Below are 12,790 nucleotides of genomic sequence, written 5' to 3'. Positions count from 1 at the left end.
AAAAAAAAGCGGAACTACACTTTGATATTATAGTGAATAGGATCGCTCTTTTTGTAAAATGTTGATATGATTACTGTTTTATTAATTTTTTTGTAATACTTCCATTTTCCGAAGTCAATTTTACTAAATAAACACCTCTAGATAAAGTAGATATTTGTAATTGTTTTTGATTAGTATTTATAGTTTGAACGTTTACTTTTTTACCAAGAACGTCATATACTTCGGCAACGAGGTTTATATTGGAATCTATGTATACGATGTTTCCATTTGCAGGATTTGGATACATTTTTACAATGTCTTGGGTTTGAAACTCATCTACAGATAATGCTGTTTGCCAAATTTCAAAAACAAATTGTGGGTTATCAATAAAAGGGTTTCTGTTATCTTGTCTATTAAAAATGGCATTATTTCTATCAATTTCTCTTTGAGAAACTGGATCGTTGATGTGCCAATTGTATAAGACATCTAAAAATGGTTGGTCAATTGCTTGGTTTTGTGTGCCATCAAACATAACGTAATTGAAACCATCAATTTGATCTTCATAACGTGTTGCAAAGAAAAAATACATTCTTGCGATATCCCCTTTAAATTCGTCAATAGGTTCAAAAACATCACCATTATAGCTAGATCCAACTCCTGTAGTTGTGTTTTCTCCTCGTTTTGTTCCGTTAGAATATTCATCGAATTGTGTAGTCGTATCTACAAACCCGTATGGTAAATTGGCTCTTTGTGCATTAACGTATTTATCTGAAGGAATCACAAAATGTGCATCATTACGCATTGGAGAGGCGCTATTAAATGACGATTGTGGTATAACATGTTCTCTATTAAAACGTTGACCTTCTGCTGTTCCTAATGTACCATCATCTTGTTGGTTAGAACCGTAAGTATACTCATAAGCATCTGGTAAATTTGTACTAGTGTTGTCTGGATTTTGAAAAACACCTTCAGAATACATGTCTAATAGGGTGCCATTATTTTCAAAATATACATCTATATCAGAGAATTCATAGGTGTCATAAAGTGCAGAATATCCTAAATCTTGAGCGATGTACTCTGTAGCCAGACCATCGTTATTATTATCAATAATGTTTTTTAGCTGAGTTTTTAGCACAAACCCAGTTCCTGTAGCCGAATCATAATATCCAGTTGGTATTTGAGAGAAAGCAACAGTAGAAATTAATAATGTGAGTATTAAGTCAATGTGTTTCATGCGTTTCGTTTTTATTTCTTTTCTAGTAATGCCATATAAAAACCATCAAAACCAGTTTTATGAGACAAAATACTTTTGTCTTTAACAAAAGTAAAGTCTTTTCCTAACTCAGATGTTAAAAATAGGTCAACCTGCGCTTTGTTTTCAGAAGGTAAAATAGAACACGTTGCATATACTAGTTGTCCACCTGTTTTTACCATTCTAGAGTATTGTTGTAAAATCTCTTGTTGTGTGATTTTGATGTTATCAATGAATTCTGGTTGTAATTTCCATTTTGCATCAGGATTACGTCGTAACACACCTAATCCAGAACATGGTGCATCAATTAAAACGCGGTCTGCTTTGTCGTATAGTTTTTTAATAACCTTGGTAGATTCTATAGGTCGTGTTTCTATATTCCAAGCACCATTACGCTTAGCTCTGCGTTTAAGTTCATGTAATTTGTTAGCATAAATATCTAAAGCAATGATTTGTCCCTTGTTTTCCATTAAAGTAGCTAGGTGAAGTGTTTTTCCTCCAGCTCCTGCACAAGTATCAACAACTCGCATTCCAGGTTTTACATCTAAAAATTCTGCAACTAATTGCGATGAGGCATCTTGCACTTCAAAATAGCCTTTTTTGAATGCTTCAGTTTGAAATACGTTTGCTCTTTCCTTAAGTTTAAGTGCGTTTGCATATCCTTTGATGCTTTCGGTTTCTATGCCATCATCAAATAGTAATGCTTGTAATTTTTCTTTTGTAGTATTAAGTGTGTTAACTCTTAAAACAACATCTGCTTGTTCGTTTAGAGCAGCAATTTCTTTGGTCCAAATAGATTCACCTAATTCTTTGACACCTAATTCATCTAGCCAATCAGGAATAGATTCTTTAAATTTTCGGGTATTAGATAATTCGTCAAAACGTCCTTTTATTTTACGCGTTGGTGTATTTTCAAAATAGCTCCAATCGGGTAATTTAATACCTCTTAAAGTAGCCCAAACTGCAAATATGCGCCAAATATTCTCACGATCATAAGGGGCTTTAACTTCTGCAATTTCAGTGTACAAACGTTTCCATCTAACAATATCGTAAGTGGTTTCTGCAACAAAGCCACGATCTCTACTTCCCCAACGCTTGTCACGTTTTAGAAGTTGTTGAATGACTTTATCGGCATATTTGCCTTCGTTAAGGATTAGTGTTAATCCATCGATGACTGCAAAACATAAATTTCTGTGTAGACGCATTATAAAAAATTAAGCATGCAAAGGTACATTAAAAGTTGGTATATATAGAAGACTCTAAAAAATGTTATCTTCTGAAAAGAAGTATTATGCTTAAAAAAAATGGGGTTATTGATAACAAATGGCATTTGGTCGTTGGAGATAAGAATGCTATTTATGTACTTGGTAGCGCTTAATATTTTATTGAAAATGATATTGGAGAACCTGAAAGAATTGATAATTTTCTGCACACAGAAAACTTTTTTCACATACGTAAAAATAGAGACATTAGGTATGTATAATAGGCTTAATAGAGCATCTATGGCACAATTAATTATAGATGTTAAGGCGCTTAAAAATGAAGTTTGATTGATAGTGTATTTTTGTTTTTTTTGAAAAGCTTAATGATTATGTCATGGAGCTTTTCTATTTTTAGACACACACTTCAAATTTCATGTTATGAAAAGACTATTGGTTATTGTATTGGGACCTATATTGATAATAGGACTGGGAAGTTGCGGTTTATTTAGAGCTAATACATTTAAATACGAAGCTGTTGCAAGTAAGATTCCTAAGCTTGAAATCGAAATTTTAATGCAGGATTCTACTTTAAATGTTAGAGCTTTAGAAGTTGATAAGGCAGGCACAGGGATTTTTGCGACCTCAAAAGGTGATGTAGGGTTTATTTATGAATCAAAGGGTTTAAATTTAGATTATAATCAAGAGGAGGAGTTGAGGTGTGATATATTTTATGGACTAAATTTTGGTAAAGATTCGGTAGCCAATTTTAGATCTGTCGCTAAAACGAAAAATACATTTTTTGCATTAACCATTGGGAATCCTGCAATTATGTTTTCTGCCATAGATGATGAGATTAGACCGTTTTTATATGAAGAACATCATCCAAACGTGTTTTATGATGCTATGGAGTTTTGGAATGACGAAGAAGGTATTGCTATTGGTGATAGCATAGACGGTTGCTTGTCTGTAATCATTACAAGAGATGGTGGTAATACATGGGCAAAATTAACTTGTGATCAATTACCAAAAGGTATAGAAGGAGAAGGCGCTTTTGCAGCTAGTGATACTAATATTGCTATTGTGGGTGATCATACTTGGGTAGCAACAACAGCTGGAAGACTATATTTTTCTGATGATAAAGGTCTAACATGGTCAATTTACAATACACCAATTGTTAAAGATAAAGACACAGAAGGTATTTATTCTATAGCTTTTTACGATATTAAAAACGGTTTCGCTATTGGTGGTGATTATACAAAACCAGAAGAAAATACTGCCAATAAGATGAGAACTAGAGATGGTGGTAAGACATGGCAATTAGTGGCTCAAAATGAAAGTCCGGGTTATAGAAGTTGTGTACAGTATGTGCCAGAATCTAAGGCTCAAAAGTTAGTTGCATTAGGTTTTAAAGGAATTGATTACTCTGATGATGCTGGAGATTCATGGACACATTTAAGTGACGAAAGTTTTTATACTATAAGATTTTTAAATGATAGTGTTGCCTATGCTGCAGGAGATAAAAGAATTGCTAAACTCACATTTAGGAAATAAAAAAGAAGCCTTAGGGCTTCTTTTGTTTTAAGGTGTATTTTTTTTATGCTTTTCTTTTCTTTTTTGAAACTCTTCTAGCATTTGTCTTTTAAATTGTTCTTCAGCAATTTTAAGTAGAATAATTTTTTTTGCAGGTATTGCTGTTAACAAGCTTTCAAATAGATCTGCTTTGAGATTGTGCTGTTCTTTTTCAAAAGCTATAAAATCTTTAAGAGCAGTTTTAGCTTCGGTTTCAGTAAGTGATTCTAATTTTATATTACGTCGTTTTTCTTTTTCTGTGTGACGTAGCATATCTTTTTCTTTTTCATAGGCATTGTAAATAGGCCAAAATTTTTGTGCTTCGGTTTCATTGAGTTCTAATCGCTCTGTGATGTAGGCTATTTTTAAAGCTTTAAAGCGCTCTCGTTTACCTTTGTTTTGTGAAAATGCTGTGAGCGTAATAATGCAAACTATGAGTGTTAAAATTGTTTTTTTCATATGGTTATTCTATAATAAGATCTTCAATATTAGAACTATTTAATAAATAGTCTTTTAATTGATCTTGGGTGATTTCTGATTCTAAAAAATTGTCATTACTAAGCTCTTCATAAGTTAAAAGCTGAGATAATTCATAACTGGTAAAATTTTCATCGGCTATATAATCTTCAATAGAAGCAAGGTCAAGCGAGTCAAACGTTAATTCTTCCGAAGCATTATAAAAAACATTAAACATTAATACTAATGAAGCAGCTATAGCAGAACCATAGATTACTTTTTTCCAATTAATAAGAGGAATAACTTTTGTGTCTTGTGTTGTATCTAATGATTCAAAGATGCGTTCTTCTAAAGTGTCAAAATAAGAATCTGGAATATCAAAACCAGAGTGCTCAACCTTGTTTTTTAAAGGTGTGTCACTAAGTATTTGCTCTTCAACTTGTGAAAAGTAATCTTTAGGCACTTTAAATCCTGAAGTGTTGATATCGTCTAATTTTTTTTGTTTCATATGTATAAGACTCAAAAGTTTATCATTAGTTTAATCTTGAGTTAAATAGGCTTCAATTTTTTTGGCTGCAATATGATACGATGCCTTTAAAGCGCCTTCACTTGTTTCTAAAATATCAGACATGTCTTTATATTTAATATCCTGAAAATATCTCATGTTAAAAACGAGTTGCTGTTTTTCTGGCAATGTAGCAATTGCTTTTTGTAATTTGAGTTGTATCTCATCACCTTCAAAATAGACATCTGCTGTTAAATTATTAATGGCATTTTGTTGTAATTCTTCCGAAGAAAATTTTAAACGTTTAGCATTTTTATTAAGATGTGTTATAGATTCGTTAGTTGCAATACGGTACATCCATGAAAATAATTTGCTATCACCTTTAAAATTATCTAGGTTTTTATAAACCTTTATAAACGTATTTTGTAATACATCATCTGCGTCGTCATGGGATTTTACAATATGACGTATATGCCAATATAAGCGCTCTTTATAAAGTGTTAAGAGTTCTTTATAGGCTGTGTCTTTTGTAGCAGGTTGCGTAAGTTGTTGTATAAACTGTTGCTCGTTATCCAATAAAAACGTTTTTATTTTAGACGCATTAATGTACATAAAGTTTAATGGAACAAAATATTTTTTATAAATAGTTGTAAATCAGTAGATTAAATTCATAAATATCGATAAAGTGTAAAAAATAACGATGAAATGCATATTTTTTTTGTTTTGTATGATAATTTGGATTAAATTTGTTTAAGTTTAACCTACTTTCTATTACCTTTTTCCCCAAATATGGTAATTAAACAAAAAAGGATGCTACCTCATTAGCATCCTTTTTTATATTTAAATATGGTTTTATTTTACTTCGGAAATATCTATTTATTCAAAACTCTGCATATCTACTAGTTTTTTATAAACCCCTTTTTTAGCGATGAGTTCGCTGTGCGTTCCTTGCTCAGCAATTTCTCCTTTATTCATGACGATAATTTCATCTGCATTTTGAATGGTTGATAAACGATGCGCAATGATGATAGAGGTTCTATTTACCATCATTTTTTCTAATGCATCTTGCACGAGACGTTCACTTTCGGTATCAAGTGCTGAGGTTGCTTCATCGAGAATCATAATTGGAGGATTTTTTAAAACGGCTCTTGCAATACTAAGGCGTTGTTGTTGTCCGCCAGATAATTTACCGCCAGAATCTCCAATATTGGTTTCAATACCATTAGAGAGGTCTTTAACAAACTCCCAAGCGTTAGCTACTTTTAGAGCTTCAATGATTTCTTCATCTGTTGCATTTTCTTTTCCTAAAAGCATATTGTTTTTGATAGAATCATTGAACAATATAGAATCTTGAGTTACTAATCCCATTAAATTTCTTAATGAATGTTTAGTGATGTCTCTTATGTCTTGACCATCAATAGAAATTGAACCGTCGGTAACATCATAAAAACGAGTTACGAGATTAGCGATGGTTGATTTCCCACTTCCCGATTGACCAACGAGCGCCACACTTTTTCCTTTAGGGACTTTTATAGAAAAGTTTTTTAAGACTAAATCATCTTCATATTTAAACGAAATGTTATTGATGCCAATTTCCGAAGTAAAATTAGGTTTTACAACCGCATTTGGTTTGTCTTCTAGAGTAGAAGGTGTATTGAGAATTTCTAAAACACGTTCTGCAGCAGCATTACCTTTTTTAACACTGTAACTGGCTTTACTTATTGATTTGGCTGGTGTTAAAATGTTATACGCAAGTCCCATGTAAGCAATAAAAGAACTGGCATCTAACGTCCCTTCAATAAGCACCATTCGTCCACCATACCAAAGTAAAATAGAAATTACTGTGATACCTAAAAACTCACTTGTAGGAGAGGCAAAATTTTGGCGATTCAATAATTTATTTGAGAAATTGAAAAAGCGGTATGTAGATGCTTTAAATTTATTATAAAACGAACTTTCTCCATTAAAGCCTTTAATTACTTTTAATCCGCCTAAAGTTTCTTCAACAATAGATAAGAAATTACCTTGTTCTCTTTGTACGCGATCTGATTTCTTTTTTAATGATTTTCCAATTCTAGAAATTATAAATCCAGATAATGGAATAAAAATAAATACAAATAAGGTAAGTTGAGGACTAATTAATAACATCATTATGATGGTAAAAATAATGGTAAGAGGTTCTCTAACGATGAGTTCTAATATTGATAAAAATGAGCCTTGAATTTCTTGTACATCATTAGATATTCTTGCAATAGTATCTCCTTTTCTTTTTTCTGAAAAGAAAGCGATAGGAAGCTTAGTAATTTTGTCAAATATGGCATTTCTTAAATCTTTTAATACACCATTTCTTAAAAATGTAATGAAAAACATTGCTAAATAATTAGAGATGTTTTTTAAAAAGAATAGAATAATAACCAAGCCAATTACTAGAATTAAAGCTTTTGAAGGATCATTTAAAGCATACTCATTAACTTGATAACTCATGGTGTCTTTAAAAAAATCCATTGTGTTTCCAATACCTGTCCATACAGGTTTTGTAATTGCTTCTTGCTTTACATTTGGTTGAGATGTTGGAAATAAAACATCTAACATTGGTATTAACGCAATAAAAGATAAGGCGCTAAATAATGCATAAAATATATTGCAGATAATATTTAATATGGCGAATTTTTTATAAGGTCTCGCAAAACCAAGTATTTGCTTAAAGTAATTCATTAACTAAGTTTCATGTCTTTTAAAATGGCATCAATCTTAGCTTCCAATTGTTGTTCCGTTTCTTTAAATGCAGACACATTGTCAAGTGTTGTGTTAACACTTATGTAAAATTTAATTTTTGGTTCTGTTCCACTAGGTCGTAGAGCAATTTTGCTTCCATCTTCTGTATGGTAAATTAATACATTAGATTTAGGAATATCTATAGCAGTCGTATCTCCTGTTATAGGGTTTTTAGATGTAGATAGTTGATAGTCTTCAATTAAAACTACTTTAGAGTTGTTAACCACTTTTAAAGGGTTTTCACGAGCATCAATCATCATTTGTTTGATTTCTTGAGCACCTTCAATACCTTTTTTAGTTAATGACACCAGGCGTTCTTTATAAATACCATGTTCTACATATAATTTTATTAATTCTTCATAAACACTGCTGCCTTTTGATTTTGCTTGAGCTGCTATTTCACATGCTAAAAGGGTAGAGGTTACTGCGTCTTTATCTCTTACAAAGTCACCAACCATAAAACCGAAACTTTCTTCTCCACCACCAATAAAATCTAGTTTTGGGAAATCATGTATTAATTTAGCAATCCATTTAAAACCTGTTAATACAATTTTGCAATCTACATCATATGATTTTGCTAAAACTGGCAACATAGGTGTAGATACGATTGTGCTTGCTATAAATTGATTTCCGTTAATTTTATTGTCAGTTTTCCATTGTTTTAAAAGAAAATCTGTCATTAATAACATGGCTTGGTTACCATTTAATATAACAAGTTTGTTGTCTAAATCTCTTACCACAACACCTAGTCTATCGCAATCTGGATCTGTACCAATAACAATATCACCATCAACTTTATCTGCTAACTCAATGGCCATTTTTAAGGCTTCTGGCTCTTCAGGGTTTGGAGATACAACGGTTGGAAAATCACCATTAGGTTCGCGTTGCTCTTCAACAATGTTTACGTTGGTGTAACCTGCACGTTTTAAGGTTTCTGGTACTGCTGTAATTGATGTGCCATGAAGCGAAGTAAATACAATGTTTAATTGTTTTCTAGCTTCTTCGGAAGTATTAAAGCTTCCGTTTTTTACAGATTCAGTAATAAATATATCATCAATATCTTCACCTATATATTGAATAAGATTATTATTGGCTTTAAAGTTTATTTCTGAATATTCTAAACCATTTATTACTGAAATTAATTCGGCATCTTGAGGTGGTACTAATTGTCCGCCATCTTGCCAATATACTTTATAACCATTATATTCTGGAGGATTGTGAGATGCTGTTAACACAATGCCACAATGACAATTTAAATGTTTGACAGCAAATGATAACTCTGGTGTAGCGCGTAAATCTTCAAAAAGATAGACTTGTATTCCGTTTGCAGAAAACACATCAGCAACCACTTTTGCTAATGATTTACTATTGTGTCTACAATCGTACGCAATGGCAACTTTTAATGTTTCCGAAGGAAATTGAGTTTTCATATAATTACTCAAGCCTTGGGTATTTTTTCCTAAGGTATATTTATTAATTCGGTTGGTGCCAACTCCCATAATACCACGCATGCCACCTGTTCCAAACTCTGCGTCTTTGTAAAAACTTTCTTTGAGGGTGTTTGTATCGTTGGCGATTAGATCTTTGATAGTGTTTTGTGTGTCTTGGTCAAAGGTTGGCGAAAGCCAAGAGTTTACACGTTCTAATAGTTGTGGTTCGATGTGTGTCATGAGAATTGTTTATAATAAAAAATCAAAATGGTTTCTAGGTAAAAATACGGAATTCAATAATTTTTAGAGCTTAGCAATTAAAAAATAATTTCGATTTTAAAAATTAAGTTCTTGTTTGATTAAATAGCGACTGCTATTGCGTTTAGAACGTAAAATAAGTTCGCCTAAAAATCCTGCTACAAAAAACTGAGATCCTAAAATCATGGTAGTTAATGCGATATAAAATTGAGGACGCTCAGTAATGAGTCGGCCAGTTTGATTTAGAATTAATTTATCAATACCTAAATACATCGCAAATACAAAGCCGATAGCAAACATAAATACGCCTAAAGCACCAAAAAGGTGCATTGGCCGTTTTCCGAAGCGTGATAAAAACCAAATGGTAATTAAATCAAGAAATCCATTGATAAAACGATCCATTCCAAATTTAGTTTCACCATATTTTCTAGCTTGATGTAGCACTACTTTTTCACCAATTTTAGTAAATCCTGCATTTTTGGCAAGCACAGGAATATAGCGATGCATTTCTCCATTAACATCAATATTCTTAACAACGTTGTTACTGTAGGCTTTTAGTCCGCAATTAAAATCATTCAATGTAACACCAGAAGTTCGTCGTGCTGCCCAATTAAATAGTTTTGAAGGTAAGTTTTTAGAAAGGACAGAATCGTAGCGTTTCTTTTTCCATCCAGAGACGAGGTCAAACTTATCTATAACAATCATGTTGTAGAGTTCTGGGATTTCTTCTGGATTATCTTGCAAATCTGCATCCATAGTAATGATAACATCACCTTCTGCCTTTGCAAATCCTGCGTGTAAGGCTTGTGATTTTCCGAAGTTTTTAAGAAAACGAATGCCTTTAACACTCTCGTTTTTTTGAGATAATGTCATTATGGTTGCCCAAGAATCATCGGTACTACCATCATCAATAAAAATGATTTCATATGAAAAACGATTGGACTGCATGACTTTTGCAATCCAATCGTGTAATTCTGTTATTGATTCTTGTTCGTTAAGTAGTGGTATGACTACTGATATATTCATTTAGTAATTTTGAAAATTTAATACCTCAAAAATAATGAATTTATTTAAGCTCAATAGATTATTTACTTTTCATTACTAATCCTGCTATTAAAGACCAAATTAGTCCAAAAAGTGCACTCATACCTATCCAGAATGCACTAATAATTCCTGGGCTTTGAAACATTTCAACAAATTTCATTCCTTGATCTATTTGATCTTGTGTCATATTTGGGTTTTGAGCGAGCATGTTTTCTTCTGCTACTTCTGATAATTGAGACATAAATTCTGGATCAATTACATAATTAAATATTAAAAAGTAAACGATATAAGCTATAGCGCTTATCACACCAATAATTACACCTAATTTAATAGCGTTGCCTAAGGTTAGTGTGTTGGCATTGTGTGATTTGTATTTGCTAATGGCATAAAATATAACCACAGGAAATATAATGTAGTATAAGTAATTTGGCCATTGAACACCTTCTAATGCCATACCTGTAACGTAAGTAATTACTGAAATAGCAATCATTACAACACCTAATATAATGCCGTAATTAATTCCAAATTTTCCTGCTGTAATTGGTTGAGTTTCCATAAATTTTAGTTGATTAATTAGTTAATATGTTTGGTTAGTATATATTTGTTTTGAAATGTTACAATTTTCTTCGGAATAAAATAGAATTAAAAAAAGAAAATAATTTATTGGTAATTTACAAAAATTACTTAAATTTGCACCTCCAAAATAGTAAGGAATTTTAAAGCATAAAGCGATGAGAAAAGGAATACATCCAGAAAATTATAGATTAGTAGCATTTAAAGACATGTCTAACGATGACGTTTTTTTAACTAAATCTACTGCTGAGACTAGTGAAACAATTGACGTTGATGGTGTTGAATACCCAGTAGTTAAATTAGAAATCTCTAGAACATCTCACCCATTTTACACTGGTAAGTCTAAATTAGTAGATACGGCTGGTCGTATTGATAAATTCAAAAACAAATACGCTAAGTTTAAAAAATAAGCTTAGAATTTATATAGTAACAAAGCCTTCAGGATTTTTCTCGAAGGCTTTTTTGTTTTCTATAATTAATCTACATTTGATACTTAATCAAACTTTTAAGTTAGAACTTTACAATTAACTTTAAACTTCAAACGACTCATATTGTTATGAACTATATTCTTTTTGATGGACCATCACGTCATAATCTTTTGCCTTTTACATATACGAGACCTGTTGCAGATATAAGAGTTGGAATCCTTACCATTAGAGAAAAATGGGAGAAACATTTAGGATGTACTACAACTACTATTACAGAAGAGTATTTGTCTGAAAAATACCCAATGGTTGAGCTTGATCAAAACGTAATGATTAATGCTTCATTTTTGCCTAATGCTAAGTTAGTTGCAATTATTAAAGGCTTGCAAGAAAATCAAGCTGTGTTCTCTGGTGAAGATGTGATTGCGTTTTTTACAAAAGACTCGCAAGACGAAGTCAATTTTGAAACCTATGAAGCTATTGAGTTTAATGAATCCGTTTTAAAAATAGAGCATACTTGGGATATTTTTGCAAAAAATGGAGATGCTATCCAAGCAGATTTTGATGTATTAACTCAAGATAGAACCTCACAACCTATTCCAAGCACATGTAATGTTCTTGGTGATGAACATATATTTATAGAAGAAGGTGCTACACTAAAGTTTGCTACGTTAAACGCTACTACTGGTCCAATTTATATTGGTAAAGATGCCGAAGTTATGGAAGGCAGTATCATTAGAGGTCCTTTAGCGCTTTGTGAGCACGCCACAATAAAGTTAGGGGCTAAAATTTATGGACCAACTACAGTTGGACCTCATAGTAAAGTGGGTGGAGAAGTTAATAACTCAGTCATTTTTGGGTATTCAAATAAAGGCCATGATGGGTTTTTAGGGAATTCAGTATTGGGAGAATGGTGTAACCTTGGTGCAGATACTAATAATTCTAATCTTAAAAATAACTATGCCGAAGTAAGACTTTGGGATTATCAAACCGAAGGTTTTGCAAAAACCGGATTGCAATTTTGTGGACTTATGATGGGAGATCACAGTAAATGTGGCATCAATACCATGTTTAATACTGGTACAGTTGTTGGAGTTAGTGCTAATATCTTTGGAAGCGGATTTCCTAGAAATTTTATACCAAGTTTTTCTTGGGGAGGAAGTTCAGGCTTTACAACATATTTAACTAAAAAAGCGTTTGAAGTTGCTGAAGTCGTTATGAAACGTAGAGGTATCGCGTTTACTGATGTCGATAAAAATATATTAGAACACGTTTTTGAGGAAACTCAAAAATGGAGAAAAAGTTAACCTTAAATTACATAA

General features: G+C 32.1%; 12 protein-coding genes. 3 read left to right on the top strand and 9 right to left on the bottom strand.

Annotated elements, in window-relative coordinates; genetic code table 11:
- Window positions 1–70: 70 nt before the first annotated feature.
- Window positions 71–1,213: an endonuclease gene (locus TD29_RS00375; protein ID WP_040278089.1), complete on the bottom strand. Its 1,143-nt coding sequence runs from the start codon at window positions 1,211–1,213 to the stop codon at window positions 71–73.
- Between the two features lie 11 nt (window positions 1,214–1,224).
- Window positions 1,225–2,436 (bottom strand): RsmB/NOP family class I SAM-dependent RNA methyltransferase, encoded by a 1,212-nt coding sequence (locus tag TD29_RS00370; RefSeq protein ID WP_040278087.1) that lies wholly within the window; start codon window positions 2,434–2,436, stop codon window positions 1,225–1,227.
- A 435-nt stretch (window positions 2,437–2,871) separates the two neighbouring features.
- On the opposite strand from TD29_RS00370, the gene TD29_RS00360 reads away from it, so the two are divergent.
- Window positions 2,872–3,984 carry a WD40/YVTN/BNR-like repeat-containing protein gene (locus tag TD29_RS00360; protein WP_040278085.1) on the top strand — a complete coding sequence of 371 codons (1,113 nt, stop codon included), beginning with the start codon at window positions 2,872–2,874 and terminating at the stop codon, window positions 3,982–3,984.
- Between the two features lie 27 nt (window positions 3,985–4,011).
- Here TD29_RS00360 and TD29_RS00355 read toward each other — a convergent pair whose 3' ends face one another.
- The 7 genes from TD29_RS00355 to TD29_RS00325 all read right to left on the bottom strand — a co-directional run bounded on the left by TD29_RS00355 (window position 4,012) and on the right by TD29_RS00325 (window position 11,026).
- Complete coding sequence (locus TD29_RS00355) at window positions 4,012–4,461, bottom strand: hypothetical protein (RefSeq protein ID WP_040278084.1); 450 nt, start codon at window positions 4,459–4,461, stop codon at window positions 4,012–4,014.
- A gap of 4 nt (window positions 4,462–4,465) precedes the next feature.
- Window positions 4,466–4,966 (bottom strand): hypothetical protein, encoded by a 501-nt coding sequence (locus TD29_RS00350; protein ID WP_040278082.1) that lies wholly within the window; start codon window positions 4,964–4,966, stop codon window positions 4,466–4,468.
- Between the two features lie 30 nt (window positions 4,967–4,996).
- Window positions 4,997–5,539, bottom strand: coding sequence for an RNA polymerase sigma factor (locus tag TD29_RS00345; protein WP_040278246.1), 543 nt, complete (start codon window positions 5,537–5,539; stop codon window positions 4,997–4,999).
- A gap of 300 nt (window positions 5,540–5,839) precedes the next feature.
- Window positions 5,840–7,678 carry an ABC transporter ATP-binding protein gene (locus TD29_RS00340; protein WP_040278080.1) on the bottom strand — a complete coding sequence of 613 codons (1,839 nt, stop codon included), beginning with the start codon at window positions 7,676–7,678 and terminating at the stop codon, window positions 5,840–5,842.
- On the bottom strand, window positions 7,678–9,408 hold the full coding sequence (locus tag TD29_RS00335; protein WP_040278079.1) for a phospho-sugar mutase: 1,731 nt from the start codon (window positions 9,406–9,408) through the stop codon (window positions 7,678–7,680). Before TD29_RS00335 ends, TD29_RS00340 begins: the two co-directional genes overlap by 1 nt.
- Before the next feature lie 96 nt (window positions 9,409–9,504).
- A complete protein-coding gene (locus TD29_RS00330) occupies window positions 9,505–10,452 on the bottom strand; it encodes a glycosyltransferase family 2 protein (protein ID WP_040278078.1) in 948 nt (315 codons plus the stop codon).
- A 58-nt stretch (window positions 10,453–10,510) separates the two neighbouring features.
- Window positions 10,511–11,026: a DUF4199 domain-containing protein gene (locus tag TD29_RS00325; protein WP_040278076.1), complete on the bottom strand. Its 516-nt coding sequence runs from the start codon at window positions 11,024–11,026 to the stop codon at window positions 10,511–10,513.
- 175 nt (window positions 11,027–11,201) lie between these two features.
- Between TD29_RS00325 and TD29_RS00320 the strand changes: the two genes are divergently transcribed.
- Both TD29_RS00320 and TD29_RS00315 read left to right on the top strand, forming a co-directional pair.
- Window positions 11,202–11,453 carry a type B 50S ribosomal protein L31 gene (locus tag TD29_RS00320; RefSeq protein ID WP_040278075.1) on the top strand — a complete coding sequence of 84 codons (252 nt, stop codon included), beginning with the start codon at window positions 11,202–11,204 and terminating at the stop codon, window positions 11,451–11,453.
- A gap of 146 nt (window positions 11,454–11,599) precedes the next feature.
- A complete protein-coding gene (locus TD29_RS00315) occupies window positions 11,600–12,775 on the top strand; it encodes a GlmU family protein (RefSeq protein ID WP_040278074.1) in 1,176 nt (391 codons plus the stop codon).
- Window positions 12,776–12,790 lie beyond the last annotated feature (15 nt).

It is taken from the genome of Psychroserpens damuponensis (genome assembly GCF_000826655.1).
Lineage (GTDB): Bacteria > Bacteroidota > Bacteroidia > Flavobacteriales > Flavobacteriaceae > Psychroserpens > Psychroserpens damuponensis.
The sequence above is the reverse complement of the archived record's forward strand: the minus strand, read 5'-3'. Positions and strand labels throughout refer to the sequence as shown.